The sequence below is a fragment of the Methylocystis parvus OBBP genome, assembly GCF_027571405.1.
Classification (GTDB): domain Bacteria; phylum Pseudomonadota; class Alphaproteobacteria; order Rhizobiales; family Beijerinckiaceae; genus Methylocystis; species Methylocystis parva.
This window is the reverse complement of record NZ_CP092968.1, coordinates 1382681-1405697: the sequence shown is the minus strand read 5'-3', so window position 1 is coordinate 1405697 and position 23017 is coordinate 1382681. Positions and strand designations below refer to the sequence as shown.

At 65.6% G+C, this 23017-nt stretch carries 29 protein-coding genes; 11 read left to right on the top strand and 18 right to left on the bottom strand.

Annotation, left to right across the window (positions count from 1 at the left end):
* Positions 1–31: 31 nt before the first annotated feature.
* A complete protein-coding gene (locus MMG94_RS06960) occupies positions 32–739 on the bottom strand; it encodes a TerC family protein (RefSeq protein WP_016918012.1) in 708 nt (235 codons plus the stop codon).
* Between the two features lie 213 nt (positions 740–952).
* Between MMG94_RS06960 and MMG94_RS06955 the strand changes: the two genes are divergently transcribed.
* Entirely contained in the window at positions 953–1375 is a 423-nt protein-coding gene (locus tag MMG94_RS06955; protein WP_040578745.1) for a PRC-barrel domain-containing protein, read from the top strand.
* A gap of 103 nt (positions 1376–1478) precedes the next feature.
* Positions 1479–2672, top strand: a complete 1194-nt coding sequence (locus MMG94_RS06950) for a PQQ-dependent sugar dehydrogenase (RefSeq protein ID WP_026015975.1) — start codon at positions 1479–1481, stop codon at positions 2670–2672.
* Positions 2673–2678: 6 nt separating this feature from the next.
* Here MMG94_RS06950 and MMG94_RS06945 read toward each other — a convergent pair whose 3' ends face one another.
* Positions 2679–3395: a S24 family peptidase gene (locus MMG94_RS06945; RefSeq protein ID WP_157212414.1), complete on the bottom strand. Its 717-nt coding sequence runs from the start codon at positions 3393–3395 to the stop codon at positions 2679–2681.
* A 216-nt stretch (positions 3396–3611) separates the two neighbouring features.
* Between MMG94_RS06945 and MMG94_RS06940 the strand changes: the two genes are divergently transcribed.
* Positions 3612–3812 (top strand): hypothetical protein, encoded by a 201-nt coding sequence (locus MMG94_RS06940; RefSeq protein WP_154419957.1) that lies wholly within the window; start codon positions 3612–3614, stop codon positions 3810–3812.
* On the opposite strand, the gene MMG94_RS06935 is transcribed toward MMG94_RS06940, so the two are convergent.
* Together MMG94_RS06935 and dapF are read right to left on the bottom strand one after the other, a co-directional pair.
* Complete coding sequence (locus MMG94_RS06935; protein ID WP_016918007.1) at positions 3799–4974, bottom strand: MiaB/RimO family radical SAM methylthiotransferase; 1176 nt, start codon at positions 4972–4974, stop codon at positions 3799–3801. The genes MMG94_RS06940 and MMG94_RS06935 overlap by 14 nt on opposite strands.
* Positions 4971–5831, bottom strand: a complete 861-nt coding sequence (dapF, locus tag MMG94_RS06930) for a diaminopimelate epimerase (protein ID WP_016918006.1) — start codon at positions 5829–5831, stop codon at positions 4971–4973. The genes MMG94_RS06935 and dapF overlap by 4 nt, the downstream gene beginning before the upstream one ends.
* Before the next feature lie 137 nt (positions 5832–5968).
* Between dapF and MMG94_RS06925 the strand changes: the two genes are divergently transcribed.
* The 3 genes from MMG94_RS06925 (at position 5969) to MMG94_RS06915 (ending at position 8759) form a co-directional block, all read left to right on the top strand.
* The gene (locus tag MMG94_RS06925; RefSeq protein ID WP_016918005.1) at positions 5969–6685 is read left to right on the top strand and encodes a GyrI-like domain-containing protein; all 717 of its coding nucleotides are present in this window, start codon (positions 5969–5971) and stop codon (positions 6683–6685) included.
* Positions 6686–6772: 87 nt separating this feature from the next.
* Positions 6773–7129 (top strand): copper resistance CopC family protein, encoded by a 357-nt coding sequence (locus MMG94_RS06920; RefSeq protein ID WP_016918004.1) that lies wholly within the window; start codon positions 6773–6775, stop codon positions 7127–7129.
* 1 nt (position 7130) lies between these two features.
* A complete protein-coding gene (locus tag MMG94_RS06915) occupies positions 7131–8759 on the top strand; it encodes a copper resistance D family protein (protein ID WP_016918003.1) in 1629 nt (542 codons plus the stop codon).
* Between the two features lie 27 nt (positions 8760–8786).
* Here MMG94_RS06915 and MMG94_RS06910 read toward each other — a convergent pair whose 3' ends face one another.
* Entirely contained in the window at positions 8787–9014 is a 228-nt protein-coding gene (locus MMG94_RS06910) for a GDCCVxC domain-containing (seleno)protein (RefSeq protein WP_081495556.1), read from the bottom strand.
* The gene (locus tag MMG94_RS06905) at positions 9015–9446 is read right to left on the bottom strand and encodes a mercury transporter MerT (RefSeq protein ID WP_026015974.1); all 432 of its coding nucleotides are present in this window, start codon (positions 9444–9446) and stop codon (positions 9015–9017) included.
* A 69-nt stretch (positions 9447–9515) separates the two neighbouring features.
* Between MMG94_RS06905 and MMG94_RS06900 the strand changes: the two genes are divergently transcribed.
* Entirely contained in the window at positions 9516–9923 is a 408-nt protein-coding gene (locus tag MMG94_RS06900) for a MerR family transcriptional regulator (protein ID WP_016918001.1), read from the top strand.
* A 132-nt stretch (positions 9924–10055) separates the two neighbouring features.
* Here MMG94_RS06900 and MMG94_RS06895 read toward each other — a convergent pair whose 3' ends face one another.
* The 3 genes from MMG94_RS06895 to MMG94_RS06885 are packed head-to-tail and all read right to left on the bottom strand — an operon-like array spanning position 10056 to position 11756.
* Positions 10056–10925, bottom strand: coding sequence for a hypothetical protein (locus MMG94_RS06895; protein WP_154419959.1), 870 nt, complete (start codon positions 10923–10925; stop codon positions 10056–10058).
* Positions 10926–10959: 34 nt separating this feature from the next.
* Positions 10960–11181, bottom strand: coding sequence for a helix-turn-helix domain-containing protein (locus MMG94_RS06890; RefSeq protein ID WP_016917999.1), 222 nt, complete (start codon positions 11179–11181; stop codon positions 10960–10962).
* Entirely contained in the window at positions 11181–11756 is a 576-nt protein-coding gene (locus MMG94_RS06885; protein ID WP_016917998.1) for a DUF2975 domain-containing protein, read from the bottom strand. The genes MMG94_RS06890 and MMG94_RS06885 overlap by 1 nt, the downstream gene beginning before the upstream one ends.
* Before the next feature lie 144 nt (positions 11757–11900).
* Here MMG94_RS06885 and MMG94_RS06880 point away from each other — a divergent pair, with 144 nt between their 5' ends.
* Entirely contained in the window at positions 11901–12518 is a 618-nt protein-coding gene (locus tag MMG94_RS06880; RefSeq protein WP_154419963.1) for a hypothetical protein, read from the top strand.
* Between the two features lie 260 nt (positions 12519–12778).
* On the opposite strand, the gene carA is transcribed toward MMG94_RS06880, so the two are convergent.
* Positions 12779–13969, bottom strand: coding sequence for a glutamine-hydrolyzing carbamoyl-phosphate synthase small subunit (carA, locus tag MMG94_RS06875; protein WP_016917996.1), 1191 nt, complete (start codon positions 13967–13969; stop codon positions 12779–12781).
* 243 nt (positions 13970–14212) lie between these two features.
* On the opposite strand from carA, the gene MMG94_RS06870 reads away from it, so the two are divergent.
* Positions 14213–14662 (top strand): GatB/YqeY domain-containing protein, encoded by a 450-nt coding sequence (locus tag MMG94_RS06870; protein ID WP_016917995.1) that lies wholly within the window; start codon positions 14213–14215, stop codon positions 14660–14662.
* A 39-nt stretch (positions 14663–14701) separates the two neighbouring features.
* Here MMG94_RS06870 and MMG94_RS06865 read toward each other — a convergent pair whose 3' ends face one another.
* From MMG94_RS06865 to MMG94_RS06855, 3 genes are all read right to left on the bottom strand, one after another.
* Positions 14702–15424, bottom strand: a complete 723-nt coding sequence (locus MMG94_RS06865; protein WP_016917994.1) for a hypothetical protein — start codon at positions 15422–15424, stop codon at positions 14702–14704.
* Positions 15425–15506: 82 nt separating this feature from the next.
* Positions 15507–16310, bottom strand: a complete 804-nt coding sequence (thiD, locus tag MMG94_RS06860; protein WP_026015973.1) for a bifunctional hydroxymethylpyrimidine kinase/phosphomethylpyrimidine kinase — start codon at positions 16308–16310, stop codon at positions 15507–15509.
* 44 nt (positions 16311–16354) lie between these two features.
* Positions 16355–16585: a hypothetical protein gene (locus tag MMG94_RS06855; protein ID WP_026015972.1), complete on the bottom strand. Its 231-nt coding sequence runs from the start codon at positions 16583–16585 to the stop codon at positions 16355–16357.
* A gap of 163 nt (positions 16586–16748) precedes the next feature.
* On the opposite strand from MMG94_RS06855, the gene MMG94_RS06850 reads away from it, so the two are divergent.
* Positions 16749–17264 (top strand): hypothetical protein, encoded by a 516-nt coding sequence (locus MMG94_RS06850; protein WP_016917991.1) that lies wholly within the window; start codon positions 16749–16751, stop codon positions 17262–17264.
* On the opposite strand, the gene MMG94_RS06845 is transcribed toward MMG94_RS06850, so the two are convergent.
* The 5 genes from MMG94_RS06845 to MMG94_RS06825 form a co-directional block, all read right to left on the bottom strand.
* Positions 17261–18268, bottom strand: coding sequence for a WD40 repeat domain-containing protein (locus tag MMG94_RS06845; protein WP_016917990.1), 1008 nt, complete (start codon positions 18266–18268; stop codon positions 17261–17263). The two genes, MMG94_RS06850 and MMG94_RS06845, sit on opposite strands and share 4 nt — an antisense overlap.
* A gap of 15 nt (positions 18269–18283) precedes the next feature.
* Positions 18284–19516 (bottom strand): hypothetical protein, encoded by a 1233-nt coding sequence (locus MMG94_RS06840; protein WP_016917989.1) that lies wholly within the window; start codon positions 19514–19516, stop codon positions 18284–18286.
* Between the two features lie 101 nt (positions 19517–19617).
* Positions 19618–20760, bottom strand: a complete 1143-nt coding sequence (gene queG / locus MMG94_RS06835) for a tRNA epoxyqueuosine(34) reductase QueG (RefSeq protein ID WP_016917988.1) — start codon at positions 20758–20760, stop codon at positions 19618–19620.
* A gap of 26 nt (positions 20761–20786) precedes the next feature.
* Positions 20787–21257 carry a hypothetical protein gene (locus MMG94_RS06830; RefSeq protein WP_016917987.1) on the bottom strand — a complete coding sequence of 157 codons (471 nt, stop codon included), beginning with the start codon at positions 21255–21257 and terminating at the stop codon, positions 20787–20789.
* Positions 21258–21349: 92 nt separating this feature from the next.
* Positions 21350–22030, bottom strand: a complete 681-nt coding sequence (locus MMG94_RS06825) for a glutathione S-transferase family protein (protein ID WP_016917986.1) — start codon at positions 22028–22030, stop codon at positions 21350–21352.
* 114 nt (positions 22031–22144) lie between these two features.
* Between MMG94_RS06825 and MMG94_RS06820 the strand changes: the two genes are divergently transcribed.
* Positions 22145–22855, top strand: a complete 711-nt coding sequence (locus MMG94_RS06820; protein ID WP_016917985.1) for an SIMPL domain-containing protein — start codon at positions 22145–22147, stop codon at positions 22853–22855.
* Positions 22856–23017: the final 162 nt, after the last annotated feature.

The following is a 23017-nucleotide window of genomic DNA, read 5'->3' as shown; positions in this document are numbered from 1 at the left end:
CATTCTCCGCAGTCGGCGCGACGCATTCGCGTCACGTCTTGCGCTTTTCCTCGTCGGCCTGATCTTCCCGCCACTGCCGGTAGAATTTCACGGCGAAGGCGACGATGAGCACGAACGCCGCGCCGCCGGCGGAGAGCCAATATTCCAGCGCGGCATGGTCGAAGCCGTGCAGGCGCTCGAATAAAGCCGGGTCCGACCCGGCCATCTCTCCCGCGACCCAGCCCAGCAGACCCGCTCCCGCCCAGACCAGAACCGGAAAGCGCTCGAGGACCTTGAGCAGGAAGCCCGCGCCGAACATCACGATCGGGACGGAAAGCGCGAGGCCGAAAATAATGAGATAGGTCGAGCCGCGCGCCGCCGCCGCGATCGCCAGCACATTGTCGAGCGACATCACGGCGTCCGCCATGATGATCGCGATGACCGCGCCGATTAAATCCGGCTTGGCCTTCACGTCCGAGTGCTCGGTCTCGTCGATCAGCAGCTTGACCGCCACGAAGAGGAGAAGCAGCGATCCGACGGCTTTCAGATATGGAATGCTCATCATCTGAACGACGAGCAGCGTGAAGATCACGCGCAGGATGACGCCGCCAAGCGCGCCGAGAAAGACGCCCCACCGCCGCTGCTTGACCGGCAAGCCCCGGCAGGCGAGGGCGATCAGGATCGCATTGTCTCCGGAAAGCAGAATGTTGATCCAGATTATCTCGAGGACTTCCCAGCTTACCGCGATTTCCGAGCCCATCACTTCCTTTCCTGCATGCCGCTTGCGAGCATTCGCGCTGCATTAAACTGTTTTCGGCCTCGGCGAAAGGCGCTCCGCCGCCGAGAGCCGCACGCCTGTCGCCAGATGTCGAGTCGGCGCGCCGCCGCTTACGGGAACATTCGCTGCGAAGATTCGTTCTCTGGGCTCAGCGGGCCTGCGAAAAAGCCCGCAATGCGCTTTTAGGAGGCGACGATGGGAATGGCGACGCAAGGCGGCAATCTGATTTCCAGCGAGAATGTCGAGGGGACGGCGGTCTATGATCCCTCGGGCAACAAGATCGGTCAGATCGATCATCTGATGATCGACAAGGTTTCCGGCGTGATTCGCTACGCCATCATGACCTTTGGCGGGTTCCTCGGCATCGGCGAAGGCGAGCATCCTTTGCCCTGGAAAGCGTTCAAATACGATACGAACCTTGGCGGCTATGTGACGAACGTCACCGCCGACCAGCTCAAGAACGCGCCGGAATATGACGAGACGAGCTGGTCCAATCGCGATTGGGAGTCGAGACTGCATCAGCATTTCGGCTCGACGCCCTATTGGGAGGAAGGCGGGGCGGCGGGCATGGGCTCGACCTCGCAGAATCGTGGAACCGACCAGACCGCGGGCTTCTGACGAAGCGAAGCGATGAAGCAGGGCCGCAAAGGCGGCCTTGCTTGCTTTTCGAATATTGCGGCATTCTCTTTCCGGCGGAGATTTTTTCAAAACAGGCTCGATCATGCGGAAGCTGTTCCGTCTCGCCCTCGTCTCGATCGGCGCCGCAACGGCGGTTTATGCGTTCGCAGGTCGAACGCGCGCGCCCGATCCGGCGGTTCAAAGGCGTGAGATCGAAGCCACGCTCGCGCGCATCAAGCTGCCGCCAGGGTTTTCGATCTCGCTCTACGCTTTGGCTCCGAATGCGCGCACGCTCGCCATTGGACGAGAAGGGAAGGCGATTTTCGTCGGCACGGATGAAAAGCGCGCCTATGTGATCACGCCCGGGAAAGACAGCGCGAAGTCCGTCGATATTCTGTCGCCCTCTGAAAGCCTGGTCATGCCGCATGGCGTGTGCTTGTCCGATGACGGCGCGCTATTTCTCGTCGAGCGCAATCGCGTGACGCGCATCGACGACGCGGAGAATCGCTGGCGGGAAGCCGGCTCCATCGCGAAGATCATCGTGAAGGCGGGCGACCTCATCCCGCGCAGCGAAGAGAGCCGCGGTCACGCGGCGCGCGTTTGCAAGGTCGGGCCGGACGGCAAGGTCTATATCGCCCTCGGTCAGCCGCATAATGTGGCGCCGCGCGACAGGCTGGCGCTCTATGACAGAACGGGGATGGGCGGAATCGTCCGCATGAATGCCGACGGCTCGGGACGCGAAGTTTTCGCGACCGGCCTGCGCAATTCCGTCGGCCTCGCCTTCGACCGGCAAGGGCGGCTCTGGTTCACCGACAATCAGGTCGACGGCATGGGAGACGACATTCCTCCCGGCGAAATCAACCGCGCCGACGGGCCCGGTTTCTCCTTTGGTTTTCCCTGGTATGGCGGCGGTCATGTGCGCACGCATGAATATGCGAAGGACGCGCCGCCCGAGGGCCTCGTCTTTCCGCAGGTGGAGGAGGCGGCGCACGCGGCCGATCTCGGCTTGACCTTCTATCGCGGCGATATGTTTCCGTCCGAATATTGCGGGGGGATTTTCTCGGCGCAACACGGCTCGTGGGATCGCAGCGCGCCGATCGGCGCGCGCTTAATGTTCACGAAGCTGGGGCCAAATGGCGATGGCGGCGTGACGACGCCCTTCGCCGAAGGCTGGAATACGGGGCAGGGCGCTTATCTGGGGCGGCCGGTGGACGTCGCCGAGCTCGCCGACGGCTCGCTGCTCGTCACCGACGATCAGAACGGGGCGATCTATCGCATCTCCTATCGCGCAAAGTAAGACGCGTCACAGCCGGTTATCCCACCAGACGATCCTGCCGAGCAGCTTGATGCGTTTCGCGTCGGCGCCCGTCAGAAGCTCCGGATCATAGGCGGGATTGGCGCTGATGACGACGATGTCGCCGCTCTTCGTTTTACGCAGGCGCTTCACGCGCAAGGCGCCCGCCTGTTCGAAAGCATAGATCGCGCCTTCCTCGGCCGCGCGATCCGTCTTGGACGCGGCGTCGCGCAGAGTCGCGTCGCTTTCATCGACGAGCAGAAGCGCGCCGTCATTGAAGAGCGGCTGCATGCTGTCGCCCTCCGCGCGCATGAAAGAGAGCCTTGCGCCCGGCGGCGCGAGCTTCCGCAACATCCATTGCGGAAAGGCGAGCATCTGGTCGATCGCCACGGCGCTCGCGGCGGCCCCTCGTCCCGCCGCGACGCACGCATCGAGACTGGGAATGCGACGAAGCTGCAGCTCCGCCCCGCTTGCGGCGCCCGGCGACGATGCGACGGCCGGATCGTCCGACAGTCCGAGCAGATAGCTCATGGAGACGTCAAGCTTGGTCGAGAGCGCCATGAGGAGCGGCGCCTGCGGCTCGTTTCTTCCGGCGCAGGCCCGGCGCAGCGTATTTTCCGGAATCTCCAGCGCCTTCGCGGCCTTGGCGATCGAACCATAGGGCGCGACGAGGGCGCGTACGCGCTCGGCGAATTCCTGCAAATGCTCGGACTTCGTCGCGCTCACGCTATTCAACCATATATGGTTGACAACCGAGTCGAATCTGCGATATTGCTCCATACATGGTTGACTGTGCGGTTCCGCTGCGCTGCGGGGACGGCCGGCTGCGAATCTCGTTGAACCGCGCGACTCGCCACAAAGCTATCCTCTCCGCCCGCCTCTCGTCTATCTGACTTGGCGCAAAGGCTTTTTGAGGCGATCAATTTTCAAGGAGACATCAAGATGGGAGCCTCCGTCGAGGGGACCGCCATGGGCATGTTGAGCGCCGTGATGAACCTCTACGGCGCCGAGGCCTATGCGGAGATCGTCGCCGCTTTTCGCTGCGCATTGGCGCAATCGGACGATGACGCGGTCGCCGCGACCTTGTGCGATGCGCTTCTCGAAGTCATTCGCAACCGCACCGCCGCCCTCACCAAGACGTAAACGGCGCGACAATCAGGGCGCGCCCGTCATGTCCTGCGGCGCGGGCGTCGATCAGGCGTCCCGCATCGATCCCCGGCATATGCGCGAGCGTGAAATCCGCGGCGCGCGCCATCCCCCCGCGTTCGGTCAGGAGGCGCAAGGATCTCCCGACCTGGGCGTCGAGATGGCGGATCAACGCTCTCTCGCCCGCCTCGCGAAGACGCGCGGCGCGCGTCTTCGCGACGTCGCGCGCAAGCTGCGGCATACGGGCCGCCGGCGCGCCGGGACGGGGCGAGAAGGGAAAGACATGCAGATGCGTCAGCCCGCATGCGTCGACGAGCGCCACGGTCTGCTCGAACATCTCATCCGTTTCCGTCGGGAAGCCCGTGATGAAATCCGCGCCGAAAACCATTTCCGGCCGGGCGCTCCTTAATGCGGCGCAGAAGCGAATGGCGTCGTCGCGCGAATGGCGCCGCTTCATACGCTTCAGGATCAGATCGTCTCCCGATTGAAGCGAGAGATGCAGATGCGGGCAGAGACGCTCCTCTTCAGCGAGGGCGATGAGGAGGTCCGCGTCGGCCTCGATACAGTCGATCGAGGAAAGGCGCAGGCGCGGCAGCGCCGGCAGCTCGCGCAGCAGGAGCCGCACGAGGCCGCCGAGCCTCATCCCATCCGCGTCATAGCTCGTCAGGTCGACGCCGGTGAGAACGATCTCCTGCTTGCCGCTTTCGACCAAGGCGCGCGCCTGCGCAAGCGCCTCCTGCGGGGAGACGGAGCGCGATGCGCCACGCCCGGCGGGAATGACGCAGAAGGTGCAGCTATGGTCGCAGCCATTCTGCACGGCGAGAAAGCCGCGCGTGCCTTCTTCGGCGGTCCGCGCGCGATTGGGTTGCTCATCGGCGACGACGCGAGCGACGCCTTCCATCGCCGCGAAGCTCTGCGGATCGATGCGCGCCGCGCATCCCGTCACGACGATCGGCGCTTCCGGCCTTTCGCGATGCAGGCGGCGGATCGCCTGGCGGGCCTGGCGCGTCGCTTCATTGGTGACGGCGCAGGTGTTGACGACGACCGCGCCGTCGCCTGCAAATTGGCGGGCGAGTTCTTCGCTGTCGACGATGTTCAGCCGGCAGCCGAAAGTGACGACGTCGGCCTTCTTCGCAAGCTCGGGCGCTTGCGCGCTCACGCGGCGGCGCCTTCGAACAGCTTCGCGGTCAGGCGCGTCTCGAATTCGAACTCCACGGGTCCGGTCATCAGGACATGGTCGTCGGCGCGCCATTCGATGAAGAGGTCGCCGCCCGGCAAACGAAGCCGCGCGCGCCGCTCCGTAAGTCCCGCTCGGGCGGCCGAGACGAGCGTCGCGCAGGCGGCGGAGCCGCAGGCTTTGGTCGCGCCCGTTCCGCGCTCCCAAACGCGCAGCAGGATGTCGTCGCGCGAAAGAATCTGCGCGAAAGAGACATTGGCGCGCTCGGGAAAGAGCGGGTGACATTCGATCGCCCGGCCTAAGCTCGCAAGCGGTACGGCCTGCGCGTCGTCGACGAAGAAAACCGCGTGCGGATTGCCCATGCTGACGGCCGAAAATTGCGCGGGCGCGCCGGGAGCCGCGGGTTCGAGCGCCACCGCGCGCGTGTCGGCTTCGCGCGCGAGCGGGATGTCGCGCCAATCGAGGCGCGGCCGCCCCATATCGACGGTGAAGACCGTTTCCGCCTCGCGCCGGGTCTCGATCCGTCCGGCGTCGGTCGCGAGCGAGAGCCGCTCCCTGCCTTCGCGCGCCAACGCATAAGCGACGCAGCGCGCGCCGTTGCCGCAGGCGCCCGAGAGCGAGCCGTCGATATTGTAAATGCGCATGAAGGCGTCGTCGCCCGCCTCGCGCGGATCGTGCAGCGCCATGAGCTGATCGAATCGCAGCCCTGGAGCGGCCGCGATCGCGCGGGCCTCTTCCGGGGCGAGCACATGATCCGTCCCGCGCAGATCGAGCACGAGGATTTCATTGCCCGCGCCGTTCATGCGAAGGATAGGGTGATTGTCGAGCGGATGCGGCATTCGTCTTTCCATTCAGGCGCGCTGGTATATAGAGACTGCGCCGCTCGGGCGCTACTTTGCGCCGCCCGACGCCTGTCGCAATTGCGCGCGAAAACTTTAGTACGAATCGCCCCCGCCGGAAAAGGGACTGAGCAGGAATGGACGAGGAACCGGGTCTGATCGACGCGCTGCGCACCCATTGGCGTGCGCTGGCGATTTTCACGCTTCTCGTCGCCTCGGCCGCCATCATCGCCGAGCGCCGCATGTTCCCCGGCGCTGTTGAGGAGGATGACAGGCCGGCGCAATCCGCGCCCGACAAGTCGGCCGCGGCGACGCCGGCGGCGCCCGAGACCGCCAAATCGGACGAAAAAGCCGACTCGGCGAAGGGTGGGACCCCCGACGCCGCGCCTTCGGTGATGAGCGAGACCGTCACGGTCGACGCCCGTCCCGCCGCCTTGCTGAAGGGGCAGGGCAAATGGGAGGGCGCCGCGAAGACGCTTTCCGAGGCTCTGACGAAGCTCAACGCGGCGGTGAAAAAGGCGGGCCTCGCCGTGAACGGCCGGCCCGTCGCCGTCTTCACCAAGACCGACGACGCCGGCTTCACTTTCGAGGCGATGGCGCCTCTCGCCGCCGCGCCGGAGGGAAAGCCGAAGCTCGCCGACGGCGTCGAGATCGGGGCGTCTCCGGCCGGGAAGGCGCTGAAATTCCAGCATCGCGGCGCCTATGACGAGATCGACGCGACCTACGAGGCCATCGCCGCCTATCTCGACGAGAAGGGGCTCGATACGAAAGACCTCATCGTCGAAGAGTATCTAACTGATTTCAAAGGTGAAGACGCCAATGTCGACGTCGACATCTATGTCTTCCTCAAATGAGCGGCGAGGCCCACGCCATTGCTAATGTGTCGGAAAATCGGTTAAGCGGCGAGACCTGAGCCCATCCGGGCGCTAACCGGTCGACTCATGAAGCTTTTTCGTTTTTTGGGCGTCTGCGCCCTTGCGGCTCTCATCAGCGGCTCCGCCTGGGCCCACGCTTTGGTCGTCGCCTCATTTCCTCGCTCCGAGGAGACGATCAAGAGCGACGAGATTGCGATCGAGATCCGTTTCAACAGCCGCATCGACGCCGAGCGTTCGACGATGAAGCTCTTCAAGATCGACGGCGCCGTCACGGCGCTGCCGATCCTCGACGCGGGCTCGGCCGATACGCTGAAGGCGAGGGCGACGGGCCTGACCGCCGGGCGCTACCGCCTGCATTGGCAGACGCTGAGCCCGGACGGCCACATCACCCAGGGCGACATCCCCTTTGTGGTGAACCGCTGATATGCAGCTCTTCGTCGACATATACGGCTTCCTCGCCGTGGTGCTGCGCGGCGTCATCCTCGCCGCGCAGAGCGTGACGGTCGGCGGTCTCGTCTTCCTGCTGATGCTGGTCTGGCCGCTCGCGCCGCGTCTCGCAGGAGCCGCCGGCGCGCTCGAGCGGCGCGCATTGCGGCTGATTTTTCTCGCCGCCGGCGGTCTCCTCGCGGCGGAGGCGCTCGCCGCCGCCTCGCTCACCGTCATGCTGGTGGGCACGCTGGAAATTCCCGTCCACGAGGCGGCCGGGGCGCGCGCCGTCGCGGTCGACCTGATGGCGGCCATGCTCGCCGCCGTCATCGCGCTCGTCGCAAGGCGGGCGCATCGCGGCGACGGCGCCATCCGCTCGGCGGCGCCGGTGCTGTCGGCGCTGCTTCTCGGCGTGCAGGCGGGCTCCACCCACGCGGCCAGCCAGTTCGACGGCGCCGTCGCGCTGGCCGCGGGGGAGTTTCTCCACATGCTCGGGGCCGCCATATGGATCGGGGGCATTCCCTTTTTCCTCATGGCGCTGACCGATGTGGCGGAGCCGCAGGCGCGCGCCCTCGTCGCCCGGCGCTTCTCGCATATGTCCGTCGGCGCGGTCGCGGCGCTGCTTCTCGGCGGCGCGCTCATGGCGGTCTTCTACGTCGGAACGCCGCCGGCCATGTACGGCACCTCCTACGGCCTCATGCTCAGCGCAAAGATCATCCTGCTGCTGGGACTGCTGCTGCTGGGCGGGCTGAACTTCGTCGCGGTCCGCAAACTCCAGGACGAGCCGGCGGGGCCGCTTCTGCGCACGCGCCGCTTCGCCGAGACGGAGATCGGCATCGGCCTGACGATCATCTTCTGCGCCGCCTCGCTCGCTTCGTTACCGCCGGCGCGCGATCTGCCGAACGACCGCGCGAGCTTCGCCGAGATTGTCGACCGGCTGGAGCCGCGCTTCCCCATCCGGCTGGAAAGCCCGGATTTCGAAACGCTCTCGGCCGCCTTGCCGCCGGAAGCGTTGAAGGACCTGCCGCCGGGCGCCTATCCGCCCCGTTCGCCCGCGGACATCGCCTGGTCGGAATATAACCATCATTGGGCGGGGATCTTCGTCTTCGTCATGGGCGTAATGGCGCTGCTCGAACGCGCCAGCAGCGGCCTTGCGCCGTTCATGAAGCATTGGCCGCTGGTTTTTCTCGGACTTGGCGGCTTTCTCTTCCTGCGCGCGGACGAGACCGTCTGGCCGCTCGGGCGCCTCGGCCTCATCGAGAGCCTGCGCGACCCCGAAATCGCGCAGCATCGCCTGCTCACCCTGCTGATCGTCGCCTTCGGCCTCTTTGAATGGCAGGTGCGTCTCGGACGCATCAAGGCGTGGTGGGCGGCTTACGTCTTCCCGATCAGCGTCGCGACGGCGGCGGCCTTTCTGCTCACCCATTCCCATGCGCTCGCCAATCTCAAGGAAGAGACGCTGATCGAGATCACCCATACGCCACTGGCGCTGGCGGGCGTCGCGGCGGGCTGGTCGCGCTGGCTCGAATTGCGCCTCGAAGGCGATGCAAGGAAGATCGCCGGCTTCGTCTGGCCGGTCGCTTTTATGATCGTGGGGCTGTCGCTGATTTTTTATCGTGAAGCATGAGGGGCGCTTGAGAGGGCGGCTTCTCGCCTATTGCGCTGAGCGGCGTCCGGCTGTGCGGCCTTGCTCTTTAGCTTTCTGAATCGGCGGGCATGGAGCGTCGCCATAGGAGCAGAAAACGCAGCAGTGACCAGCCTTGGGTTTGAGCAACGCCCCGCAGCCCTTGCACTCATAGAAAAAATGGCACGCATCCGTCGGCATGGCTTCAGCCGATTGATGGCCGCAAAGCGGGCAGGTTATCGTCGAGACGAGTTGCATTCACCGCCCCTTCAGGAGCTTCAGCAGCACGGGGTCGACATATCCCCAGCTCGCGGCCAGCGCCACAATGAGCGAAGCGCACAGAAGCAGCCCGAGCGTCGCGCGGGATCGCTGCGGCGACGCGCAAGACGATCCGGAAACGCAGGAAGTCGGACGCTTCCACAACCATGCGCCCCATCCGCCGACAATAGCCGCGGCGCTGACCGCCAGAAACGGGATACGCCACGCGGCGACCATCTCAAGGCCGCCGAAAACGCCCGCGCCCGCGCCGATGGCGGCGAGACCGAGCGGAATAACGCAGCACGACGAGGCGACGACCGCGCCGAGCCCAGCTACGAGTCCCAACGCTGCAAACCACTTTGGAGCCGCAGGGTTGGGGTTGGCGGGAGGCGCAGCTGGCGTCGTCTCTTGCGCGGCGTCGTTGATGGTCATGGCTCGCCCTTCCTTGACAGTCGGGCTATCCTGCACCCCGTAGCGACTACGGGTGCAAGAGAAAAATCCATGCAGCCTTTGACAATTGGGAGACTCGCAGCGGCGGCGGGCGTTAATCTCGAGACCGTGCGCTATTACGAGCGCATCGAGCTGATGCCGCAGCCGGCGCGGACGGCGAGCGGGCGCCGCGCTTATGAACAGGCGCATGTCAGACGGCTGGCCTTTATCCGCCGCGCTCGCGAGCTTGGATTTAGCATCGAGGACATTCGCGCCCTGCTTGCTCTCGCCGAGCCGTCCCGCGTTTCCTGCGTCGACGTGAGAGAGATTGCGCGGACGCACCTTGACGAGGTGCGGGCGAAACTCGCCGACCTCGCCAGACTTGAGGGCATTCTCGCCGCAACAATCGCCCAATGTTCTGGCGACCCCGCGCCGTCATGTCCCGTGCTCGACATGCTGGCGACGCCGGCGCGCGCATAAATCAACATTTTTGCAACAATCGCCGCGCCGTTGAAAACCACGGCCTTGCGGGGCGCAAAAGTTTGTTGCGAAAGTCGGACCCTTCCCACAAGTCCTGCCTGACAACCGCAACATTCCGCTTTCGCCCCTTTTCTACCGCGAGGCTTGAAAGGCGGATGAAAAGTCCTTCCACCTCTCCCAGGGCGTTCCGTCGAACGCCGCTTTGAACGCGGCGTCGAAATTGTCGCCTTTTTCGAGCGTCCGCATCAGGCGGGAAAATCCCTCGCGATCGCGCCCGCGCAGCCAGGCCACGAACATCGCCGCTTGCCGATAGGCGAGGCGCTGCCGGAAGCTCCGCGGATCGCAATTTCCCTCGCAAGGCGGCTCGGCCGCGAAGGGGATCGCCTGAAAATTCGACCAGGGCGTCGGATCGAGAATGACGCCGAAGCCTCGGCTGATCGCCCGGCCGGCCTCCGTCTCGCTGACATTTTCAGCCGCGCCTCCGTCCGAGGCCATCACGGCGAGTCCTTCCGTGAACCATTGCGGCGGACGCGGCGCGCTCCGCGGCCGCCAGCCGAAGAAATGGACATGCGACAATTCGTGCGTGAGCACGCCGGTCAGCCGGTTGATCTCTTCCTTGCAGAGTAGGGGAGAGAGCATGGCGCGTCCGGCGCGGGAGACGCCGACGACGTCGGGATCGCCCAATCCGTTGGCGCGGGCGTAAGCCCTCTCGTTTTCATAGATTCCGACGAGCGGCGGCTTGGCGAAAGGGCGGCCATGCTCGCTTTCGACCTTGATGATCGCGGCGGGGAGGATCGACCCCACAAGGTCTGCGCAGGCGCGCGCCTGAGGCTCGTAGTGAATGCGCGCGTCCGTCGGGAGCGCGGGCAGGTCCGCCGGATCGCTGAGTTCGGCCAGCAGCGCCGCGCGCAATTGCGGGCGGACGGCGAAAGCGACGGCCGCCGCTAAAATCAGCGTGAGCGCGCCGAGGGCTATGGCTTTCATGACCCCGGATGCGCTCACGCGACGGCTCCTTAAAGGAAGTTGTCCGAGCGCGTCAGCCCTCGGCGGGGTCATGTGGGCGATATTCCAATATATCGCCCGGCTGGCAGTCGAGGATCTCGCAGATTTTTTCGAGCGTATCAAAACGCACGCCCTTAACCTTTCCGGATTTCAGCAGGCTGACATTCTGCTCGGCGATGCCGATTTGCTGGGCGAGGTCGCGCGAGCGCATCTTGCGCCTGGCGAGCATGACGTCGAGATTGACGATGATCGGCATTATACGATCTGGGCGTTGTCGTCGGCGATCTCGGCCGCGGCTTTCTGGATATGGGCGAGGGCGAGCAGCATGAGGGCCAGGATGATGTGCACGAAGTCCTCGGTTCTGATGAACATGTGTTTGGCGTTCGCCGATTCCGGCAGATGCGCGGCGAGCGTATAGACGACGGCGGAGCGTTCGATGAAATCGGCGACGATCGCCACAAGGCCTGCAATGCCCGTCCGGCGCAGCCAAAGGGCGGCTTCCAGCGAGAACACGGCGCCCTCGAGGTAAGTCGAAAAAAGCCGCCAGACGCAGAAAGCGAGCGTGGCGACGAACAGCCACAAGGCGAGGCTCATCGCCAGCACCGTATTCCATTGAGCCTCCGAAGCGCCTGAAACATCGAGCCCGAACAGGCGCATCGTCGCGAGCTCATAGGGCGAGCGCGTCGCCCATGAGTGGTAGAAACCCCACAGCGTGAGCATGGCGTAGCCGATCGCGAGCAGTCGGATCGCCTGGCAAAGCCAGCCGATTTTTGCGCGCAAGGCGGTGAGGCGGGGGCTTTCCGCTAAAGGAAATGCGGCGGAATGGGTCATTGTGCGTCTCCAAATGGTTGTCGCGTGTCGAAAGCCGGACGATCTGGCCGGGTTCGTCATGCCGACGAGCGACCGCGCCAATATTGACACATAAAAATTTTAATGCAACACATTAAAAAAATATCGCATAGGATGAATCGAATCATGCGCATGATCATGTTGATTTCCGGTCTCTTTTCGGCTGTCGCGCTCGCCGGCTGCAATGGCGCCCCCTTCTCCACGCAATGGAAATTGCGCGGCTTTGATCTCGGGACCGCGGACGTCGCGCAAATCCGGGTCGCGGTGCGGGCGCCGGACTGGGCGGCGCTGACGCCCGAAAAGACGATTTTGCTGGCGAAATATGCGTTCGAGGATGGCGAAGCGGGACGTACGCTCGACATCCATCTGCAACGCGCCGAGCGCGCGCAGGATCGGGATGCGCTGGCGCGTCTCGCGGCGCCGTCATCGGCGCTTGTCGTCTATGAGGTCGTCCCGCGCGATCTTGCGGCGGTTCGCGCCTTTCAGGCTGAAACGCAAAGCGCCAAGGCCGCCGGCCGTCACGGCAAAAGCGGGGTCGAGATCGGCGGCGAGCTCGCCTGCCGCAAGGACGAGATTCCCGAGGGGCCGGTCGTCCTCGACGCCTATCTCCATGCCTCAGATGAGATCGGCTGGCTGCCTCTCCTGGAGGGATTCGACGTCAAGCCGCAGTTGACGCAAACGAAAAGCTGGGAGGAAATTGCGCGGAGCGTTCCCCGTTGCGAGAAACATGCGAAGCGCGCCTGAAGGCGCCCGCCGCGTGTTGACAAACCTCCGAGGCGGCCTCGTCCTTCGAGCCGCGCGCTCCTCAGGATGAGGCCTAAGTGGCTGGCGCAGAAGAAGCTCCTCATGCTGAGAAGCCTGCACAAGTCGGGCTTGCCCGACTTGTGCATTTAAAGGATCGAGCTCGGGCAAGTCCGAGATCGCAGCAGGCGTCTCGAAGCACGAGGGGCGTCAACCGGCTTTGTAAGCAGCCTGAGCGCGCCTGAAGGCGCTTGGTCCGATGTTTACGCCGCCTTCGCCTTTTCCATCATCTCGACGAAGCGCTTGAACAGATAATGGCTGTCCTGCGGGCCGGGCGAGGCTTCGGGGTGGTGCTGCACCGAGAAGGCCGGGCGGTCGGTCAGCGCGATGCCGCAATTGGAGCCGTCGAAAAGCGAGCGATGCGTCTCGACGGCATTTTCCGGCAGGCTGTCGCGATCGACCGCGAAGCCGTGATTCATCGACACGATCTCGACCTTTCCCGTGGTGAAATCCTTCACCGGATGGTTCGCGCCATGATGGCCCTGCGGCATTTTCCGGGTCTTCGCGCCGACGGCCAGCGCCATCATCTGATGGCCGAGGCAGATGCCGAAGACAGGGATTTTTTTCGCCAGCAGGTCGCGAATGACGGGCGCGGCGTATTTGCCGGTCTCGGCCGGGTCGCCGGGGCCGTTGGAGAGGAAGACGCCGTCAGGGTTCAGCGCGAGAATGTCGGCGCTCGTCGCCGTCGCCGGGGCGACGATCACCTCGCAGCCCTCATCGGCCAGAAGGCGAAGAATATTGCGCTTCACGCCGTAATCGATGGCGACCACGCGGAACTTCGCCCGACCGTCGCGCGCGCCATAGCCGGAGCCGAGCTTCCAGGGCGTCTCCGCCCAGTCGTAGCGCTCCTTGGCCCCGACGCTCGGCACGAGATCCATGCCGTCGATTCCCGGCCAGCCCGCGGCCCTGGCCTTGAGCGCGGGAATGTCGAATTTGCCCTCGGGCGAATGGGCGATCACCGCGTTCGGCATGCCGCGCTCGCGGATCAGCGCGGTGAGCGCGCGCGTATCGATCCCGTAGAGGGACACGATCCCGCGCTTGGCGAGCCAGTCGGTCAGTGTCGTCTCGGCCCGGAAATTCGAGGGCTCGGTCACGGGCTGGCCGAAAATCGCGCCGACGGCGCCGGCGCTTTTCGCAAGATCGACCGTCTCGACGTCCTCCTCATTCGCGCCGACATTGCCGATATGCGGAAAGGTGAAGGTGACGATCTGGGCGGCGTAGGAGGGGTCGGTCAGGATTTCCTGATAGCCGGTCATGGCGGTGTTGAAGCAGACCTCGCCCACGGCCTCGCCGACGGCGCCAAGGCCATAGCCCTCGATCACTTCGCCGCTCGCGAGCACCAGCACGCCGGTATGCACCGGCTTCGTCCAGCCATTGTCTTGATCGAGGGTCATGTCCGTTCTATGCCCGTTGCATCGGTCGCCGCCATTGGCGAGGCGCGCCCGCCTCCCCCTTGAGGGGAGGTCGATCGCCGAAGGCGATCGGGAGGGGTGACGCCACCGCTCCAAGAGGCTTCACCCCATCCCGAACCGCTGGCGCGGTTCGACCCTCCCCCTCAAGGGGAGGGTGAGGGAAAGCCTCGTCGATTGATGACGGTCCCCATGCTTTAGACCATTCCGCCGCAAAAAGGGAACCCCATGCGCGACAAGATCAATCAGGACCTCAAGGACGCCATGAAGGCCCGCGACAGCGCCAAGGTCGACGCCCTGCGCCTGATCAACGCGGCCTTGAAGGACAAGGACATCGAGGCGCGCGGCGCGGGCAAGACCCTCAGCGAGGAGGACGTGCTGGCCCTGCTCCAGAAGATGATCAAGAGCCGGCAGGAATCGCTCGATATCTACGAGAAGGCCGGCCGCGCCGATCTCGCCGACAAGGAAAGGGGCGAGATCGCCGTGATCTCCGGCTATCTGCCCCAGCAGCTCTCGGAGGCCGAGGTCGCCGAGGCCGTCAAGGCGGCGATCGCGGAGGCGGGCGCGACCTCGATCAAGGACATGGGCAAGGTCGTCGCTGCGCTGAAGGCGAAATATACCGGCCGTATGGACTTCGGAAAGGCGAGCGCGGCGGTGAAGGCGGCGTTGAACGCGTGATGGTTCTCTTTCCCCGCCTTGCGGGGAGAGGGAGGGTCGTCACCCCTTGAGCCAATCGCCGAACGCCAGCCACCAGGGCGTCGTCGAGACGACGATCCGCATGGGCTGCATGGCCAGAATGAACAGCCCGCCGAAGAGATAGGCGGGATGGATGCGCCGGCGCGAGGAGAAATCGTAGCCGATGCAAGCGATCAGGAAGAGGTCTTGGAGCCCAAAGGAGGCGAGGGGCCCACCCAAGGTAAACACGCCGGGAATGCGGGCGATGGCGGCGTCGAGCATGGCGATGCTGGCGAGAAGCATCAACCGCTTATGCGTCTCTTGGCGCTTGCGCATCAAGAACCCCGCGCCTGCGAGGACCGCGAAAACCGTAATGCCGAAGAAAGGCAGCACGAGGAAGGACCGCGGATCGAGGCCCGGCGGCGTGTGGTTCGTGCGGACGGCGTGAATCGCCGCCAGCACGCCGAGAACGACCATGACGGCGGCGAGGCCCATGCCCGCGTAACCCAGCTTGCGATGCAGGTCGGGCCGCCCGTTCGAGATCAGCGCCGCCTGTGTGAAGAACAGGGCGTACCAGGCCGCGAAGATCGCGCCATGGACATGCAGCAGCGGCGGAAGCGGCGGCGAATCGGAAAAGAGCTTGAAAAAGAAAGTCGGCCCGAAGCCGATGAAGACGGTCGCCGCCATTGCGACGGCCATGGATGTATAGAAAATTCTGTCCCTGTTGCTCGCGCCAAGCCCGAGCGTCGGCGTCGCCAAAGTCATGACCGCCCCCGATCCCATAGACGTAACCTAGCGGCCGACAATACGAATTTCGCCCTTTCCCTCCAAGCCGGGTCTTGGGGGTTCAACGCCAGAGCGCGTAGAAATGATGCGGCGGGCCGCGGCCGTCGCCCACGTCGAGCGCCTCGGCCGCCTCTAGCGCGCCTTCGAGCCAAGCTTTGGCGGCGGCGACGGCGTCGATGAGCGATTCGCCTTTGGCGAGTCCTGCCGCAATCGCGGAGGAGAGCGCGCAGCCCGTGCCATGGGTATGGCGCGTGGCGATGCGGCGGCCGTGAAAGAGGCGCGTCTCGCCGTCGGCGACGAGCATATCGATGGGGTCGCCGGAAAGATCGCCCCCTTTGACCAGCGCCGCCTTGGCGCCCGCCTCGATCAACAGACGGCCCTGCGCGGCCATTTCCTCGATTCGGCGGGCCTGCGGCGTCTCGGTGAGGGCGGCGGCTTCGAAGACGTTCGGCGTCACCAGCCGGGCGAGAGGCAGCAGCGTCGCGATCAGCGCGCGCTCCAACCCGGCCGAGGCGAGGCTCACGCCCTGGGTCGGCACGAGCACGGGGTCCAGCACGACATTGCGCGGGGCCGCCCCCAGCGCGCCGGCGACGGCGGCGGCGATCTCGGGCGTTGCGACCATACCGATTTTGATGGCGTCGGGCGGAATGTCGGAGACGACCGCCGCGATCTGCGCCGCGACGATGTCGGGCGCGAGCGGGTAGGCGGCGGCGACGCCCCGCGTATTCTGCGCGGTGAGTGCGGTCAGCGCCGCCATGCCGTAGCAGCCAAAGGCGGAGAAGGTCTTCAGATCCGCCTGCGCGCCGGCCCCGCCCGCAGGGTCGGAGCCCGCGATGGAGAGGAGCTTGGGGATTTTCGTCGCGATCTCGCCGTCCTCTCTGGATGGTGCGCGCCGTACGCCTGCCCGGGTCAGCTATGCAGCTCGCGCCCGCCGGGCCAGGCCGGCTCCTTCTTCTCCTCATAGTCGCTATAGGCCTTTTTGAGGCCGTTCAACACTTCAGCCGAGGTCTCGAACATGGCCTTGAGCTGCGGCTCGTCAACCTGCTCGATATCCTCGCGCAGGCGATTGATCGTCTCCTGCAGATAGGCCGCCATTTTATGGATATGCTGGTGGGGATCACTTTCGGCTTTGCTGGTCATGATTGGCTCACGCCTGTCCGGGTTGAGGGGATAAGCTCCAAACGTCAGCGGCTTGCCGCCGTTCCAACGTCGCAGGCGTTTTCGCCTCTCCTCTCCGCCGTCATGGCCGGGCTTGTCCCGGCCATCCACGCCGAGGAGTGCTATCGGTGTAAGTCGATACGTCATGAGCCAGGCCCCTCGCAGCGCCCGCTCCTTCGAGACAATCGAACGCGCCGACCTTCATTGGCTCGCCAAATTGGCCCTCGCGCGCATCGACGCCGCTTTCGACAAGCATCCGCACAAGCGCGCGCTCTACGAGGGCCGTCTTCTGGGCCTGTGCCTCTGTCAAGGCGCGGCGGATCACTATCTTGAGCCCGCCGCGAGCGACGGCGTGCACGATTTCGACATCTGGGCGTTTTTTGCGCGCCGCCCCGAGGCGCGGCTGTGGAACCGCAAGCCTTTCACGGCGGATTTCGGCCGGTCGAAATTCGGACGAAGCCCGCTCGATCCGCTGCGATACGAAGGGCGGCGGGTCGATGTGCTGTGGCGGTGCATACCCGCAGAGGGCGCCGATGCAGGCGAGGCGATCCGCCGCTATCTCGCCGAAGGGCGGACGGCGAGCGCGAAGGCGTTGCGCCTGAAGGCGGCGGTGATGGCTTGGCCGCCGGAGCGGGCGGGAGAGATTATCTGGCGACCCTAAGCTTTCGGCAGCGTCAGCATTCCCGCGTCGCCATTCTCTGCGCCAAAGAGCAGCCTTGCGCCCTTGGCGTCCCACGCCAGAGCGCTGATGCGGGCGTTCTTGGACTCCTCCGCCGGGCGGCGCACCAATATTTCCGAACCGTCGGTGATCCGTGCAAGCATCACGAGCCCGTCGTCGAAACCCATTGCGACGACCATCGCGCCGGGATGGAAAGCGACGCGCGTCACGGGGACGTTGACCCGCACGCCGCATTCGCGGGGCTGCTGGCCCATCGGGCCGTCCTTGCCGGAAAAGGGCCAGATGATGCAGGCGTCGGCCCCCGAGGTCGCGAGCCATTTGCCGTCGAAGGACCAGGAGAAGCTGCGCGTCTTGCTCGGATAGCCCGCCATGCGCATATGCTTGCCGTCGGCGACGCGCCAGCCATGCAGCGTATTCTCCTGCATGGAGGTGATCAGAAACCGCCCGTCCGGCGAGATCGTGGCGTCGAGATGCGAGCCGTTCCAGCCGAGCGGCTCCGGCTTGCCGGCGTTGGGGAACCAAAGGGTCGCGCCATTATAGTGCGCGGCGGCGAGGCGGTAGCCTTTGGGGAAGAAGGCGAGGCCCCGGCAGGTCGAGGGCAGCTCGATCGATTTCGTCTCGCCCTTGGCCGAGCGCGCGCGCACGCTTTTCCCCGCCGACCATGCGACGGCCCCCTCATGCAGCGCGAGCGCGTCGATCCATCTGCCCTTTTCGTCGGCGATGGTCTCCGTGTCGCCGCTGGCGTCCGTGGCGACGACGCGGCCGTCGTCGCCGCCGGTGACGAGGCGCCTGCCGTCGCTCGCGACGACGAGGATCGCGGCGTCGGGATGCGCCGCCACGCGGCGGCTTTCGGCATCGCCGCCGAGGACGAGCGCGCCGTCGGCGAGCGCATAAGCGGGCGCGTCGCCGAGCCAGGCGCCGGCGACGACGGCGTCGCCGAGGGCAAGCGGCTCGACCGCATTGGTGAGCGTTGGATATTCGGCCAAGGAATTTCTCTTACTTTACGCGGCGTCGTCCGCCTGGGCGGCGCCGAAGCCGATCGGCAGAACCGGACGGCGCTTGCGGAACTGACCGCGCATTACCAGAGCGAAGGCGATGGCGTCGAGCCCCGCAAGCGTCAGCCACCAGAGCTGCTCCGCCGCCGGTCCGAGCAGGCAGATGACGAAACCCGCCGCGACGCCGCCGAGGAGGAAAGGCGCGAGCGCCGGTCGGGACTGCCCGACTTCGAGGGCTGCGCGGGCGATCACGAGCGCCAGCGCCGCAGCGCCGAGCGCGCCGAGATCGAACCAGATCTGGAAGATGAGGCTGCGCGGGGTCGCGTGCGGCAGATAGCCCTGAAGCACGCTCCAGGTGGCCGAGCCGAAGCCGTGGCCGAGCAGCGTGCGCCACCCGTCGCTTGCGATCATATGGCCCCAAAAGGCCAGGTGACGGAAGAAGGCGGGGGCCTGTTCGGGCCAGATGAAATGGGTCGCGAGCGCGGCCGCGGGAGCCGCCAGCACGATCGCCGCCATGAGAGCGGCCAGAACCTTCGACGCCGGCCGCACCCGTCCGAAAGACGCGAAAAAGACGACGGCGCCGCCCAGAAGCGCCGGCAGGGCGTTTGGCGCATTGGCGATGATGCAGGCGAAATAGGTGGCGAGCCCCAGGGCCCCCGCCGTGATCCACCGGCCGCGCACGGCGAGCGCGCCCATGGCCGGCCAGACGAGGAGCGCGAGGCCCAGCCCGGCCCGGCCGAGCGGGCTGACGTCGAGAATGTCGTCGATCGAATATTTGGGCGCCAACAACAATGTGATCGCGGCGAGCGCGACCGCCGCGACGCCGACGCCGATCGGCAGGAGGTTGAGATTGGAGGTCTTGGTGCGCAGCGGCATGAACCCCGCCGCCGCCGCGACCATCGCCATTGTGGCCGCCGCCTTGGCGAAACGCTCGGCGGGACCTTCGAAAGGCGTCCAGATCAGCGACACGCCGGCCCAGGCGCCGAGCAGGAGCGCGGCCCAGACGGGCGGCGAGGCGACGAGGGCGCGGAGCGAACCGCCGGCGCGGCTGCTCGTGGAAAGCGTCGCCGAAGCCAGCAGCAGCGCCGCGCCGATGGGCAGGAGAATATAGACCGTCTGCCGCGCGAGGATCGGCGCCAGCAGGGAGATTACGAAGAGCAAGAACACGCCGAGCCGCAACAGGAGGCGCGCGGCCTCCTCGGCTGGGTCTTCGGCGGGTCTTCTCGAGAAGCTGATCATTCCAGTAGCCGGCGAGCGGGCTGAATCGGCGCCCATGACTCAAGATTAGTTCGAATCGGCTAACGGCAAGCGTGCTGCGGCGCACGAATCTTCGGGACGCATTATTTTTTCGCCCAGTGTGTCTCTTTTGCCCATTCCTCGCGAACGGTTTCATCCGTTTCAGAGACAAAAAAAGGTTGCAATGCAACGAGGCGTTGTGGCGCGAGCCGGGAAAGCGCCCAGACCGCCGCGCCGCGCAGCAAAGGCTCCGGGTCGTTCAACAGGCGCTCGGCTTCGGGCGCGAGGGATGCGTCGCCGCTATTGCCGATGGCGATGAGGACATTGCGCAGGAAGCGGGCGCGCCCGATCCGTTTGATGGGCGAGCCTGTGAAAACTGCGCGAAAGGCGGCGTCGTCGAGTCCGGCCAGCTCAGCGAGCGGCGGGCTTTCAAGATCGGCGCGCGGAGCAAGCTTCGCCTCGCGGGAAGCCTGCGCGAATTTATTCCAGGGGCAGACAGCGAGACAGTCGTCGCAGCCATAGATCCGGTTGCCGATCGCGTGCCGGAATTCGCGCGGGATCGGGCCCTTATGCTCGATCGTCAGATAGGAGACGCAGCGGCGCGCGTCGAGTTGATAGGGCGCGACGAAGGCCTGCGTCGGACAGGCCTCCAGGCAGTTGCGGCAGGAGCCGCAATGGTCCCGCTCGTCCGGGTCCGGGTCGAGCGCGATATCCGTGAAGATTGCGCCGAGAAACAGCCAGGAGCCGAATTCGCGGGAGACCAGATTTGTGTGTTTGCCCTGCCAGCCGAGTCCCGCCCTTTGCGCGAGCGGCTTCTCCATCACCGGCGCGGTGTCGACGAAGACCTTCACATCGCCGCCGCCCGCGCGCTTAATGATGAAGGCGGCGAGCTCTTTCAGGCGGCCCTTTATGAGGTCGTGATAATCGCGGTTGCGGGCGTAGACGGAAATCGCGCCGGCGCCGCGCCTGTCGAGAGCGGCGAGCGGGTCATCGGCGGGGCCGTAATTCATGCCCAGCATGACCACGGATCGAACATCCGGCCAGAGCGCTCCCGGCGCGGCGCGGCGCTCCGCCGTCTCGGCCATCCAGGCCATGTCGCCATGCGCGCCGATGTCGAGCCATTCGCGCAGCCGCTCGGCCTGCAGCGGATCGGCCTCGGCGGAGGCGAAGCGGCAGGCGTCGAAGCCGAGAGAAAGCGCGCGCGCGCGGATGGCGCCTTTCGCGCGGATGACGCCTTTAGTGTCCATGAGGGGCGATTATAGCGCCCGGCCGTTCAATGATTGAGGCTTTCGACCAGGGGAGAAGCCGGCGTCGCGCCGTCGGCATGCACGGCGTCGGAGGGCTCGCTCTCCGCAACGTCGTTGGCCTCCCTGGCTTTGAGATAGGCGAGCGCGAGCCATGCGGCGGGCGTCAGAAAGGCGAGGAACGACAGCGTGAAGCCGCCTAAAGCAAAGGTTTCGAGCGCGGCGTAATCCAAGAGGGCGACATAGGCGCCGTTCTTCGTCCATCCGACGCGCAGGTCTCGCGCGTGCCAGGGCCGGGCGAGCGACTCTACGAGGCTGTAGCGGCCTTCCTTGACGATCGATTGCCGATAGGCGGCGTCCATCTGGCGGTCGGCGGCCGTCGCGATCAGGAAGAAGCAAAGCCCGGCGACTGCGGAGCGCGCCGAAAACTGACTCGAGACGCCCTGGACGACCGGATGCGCGACAAGCCGGCGGACCGAGAGGAATGGGAAGCGCCGCATGCGTCCCTCATTGAGCTAATGATTTGTTTATGAGGGTGCCAAATGACGGTTAACGCCGGGTAAGAGCGACCGGGCGGCGCATGTTTGGGATCCTAAAAATCCAGCTCCGCATAGACCGGTCCCGGCGTCATGCCGGGCGCGCGGTCGGCGAGGAGCGGGCGGAAGGCCGGGCGGGACTTGACGCGCTGATACCAATGTTTCGCCGACTCGTCTTCGTCCCACGGCACGTCGCCAAGATAATCGGCGCAGGAGAGATGCGCCGCCGCCGCGAAGTCGGCGTAGGACAGCCGGTCTCCGGCGAGCCAGTTCCGGGTCGAGGTGAGATAGCCGATATAGCGCATGTGATGGCGGATATTGGCGCGCGCGACTCGAACCAGATCCATGTCCGGCGCGCCGCCCTGCGGCGAGAAGCGCTTATAGACCTTCTCGGTCACGAGCCAACCGGTGACTTCTTCAAAAAATTTGACGTTGAACCAGTCGACGAGGCGCCGCGTCTCGATGCGGGCGCGCTTTTCCTCGGGCAGGAGACGCTGGGCGCCCCGCGCGGGGCCGAAAGCTTCGTCGAGATATTCCGCTATGACGGCGCTCGGCACGATCGCGCCGTCGTCATCGATGAGGACCGGCGTGCGCCCGGCGGGATCGAGCGCCAGGAACTCCGGCCGGCGGTCGGCGGCGCGCTCCTCGATCAATTCGGCGCCAATTCCGTATTCAGCGAGAATCAGCCGCACAAAGCGCGAATGGGGGCAAAGCGGGTAGTGGTAAAGAAGGGGCATGAGGCCTGTTCGCCACGCGCGGGACGATCGCGCTCTGTTTCTGTATGATTGCGCCCTGCTAAAGCCGCAAGCTGGCGCTTTTGCGGCTTGCGACCGCAGGATCAAGGATATGCCATGATTCGTGTTTTCCTCGCACTGTCTCTTCTCTTCGCCGCCGCCGCCGCCCGGGCGGAGTCGCTGAAAGATTCGGTCTCCAATGTGACCGTGGTCGGCGAGGCGATCGAGGAAGTGGCTCCGGATCGGGCGATCCTGCGCTTTGGCGTCGTGACCGAACGGCCGACGGCGATCGCCGCTTCCACCGACAACGCCCACACGGTCGACGCCATCATCGCAGAACTCAAGGCGGCGGGCGTGCCGGACGCCGACATGCAAACGCAGGGCGTGTCGCTCGCGCCGGTCGCGGCCGAGGAGCGTGATCCCAAGGGCAAGTCGAGGACCGTGCAGACATTTCGAGCCAGCAACAGTCTGGCGGTCACAGTCACGCCGGTGGAGAAGGCTGGCGACGTCATCGGGCGCGTGATCGACAAGGGCGCGAACAGCGTCGAGGGCGTGGATTACGACCATTCCGACCTCGACAAGAAGCGGGACGAATTGCGCGCAAAGGCGGTGAAAGACGCCGAGCGGCGCGCGCGCATCTATGCCGAGGCGGCCGGTCTGCGTTTGGGCCGGATCATCGAGATTCGCCCGCAGGATGAATCTGGGCCGGTCCCAGCAATGGCGGCCCGCATCGCCGCGGCGGCCCCCGCCGCCGCTCCCGCGCCGCTGCGGCCGGGCGCGCAACGCGTCGCCGAGCGCGTCTCCATCGTCTGGGCGCTGACGCGCTGATCAATCCCGCCTTTTCCCAAGCCTTGGGCAGAATGCGAGAAAATACGGCGCGGCGCCTATGGCCGTGCATTTCATTCGGGCGCCGCATTGCACAATTACGCTGTAGAATGCGTCAGGCGATAGGCGCTTTCCATATCGCCGTCTCACGAGATGAGGGTGCCC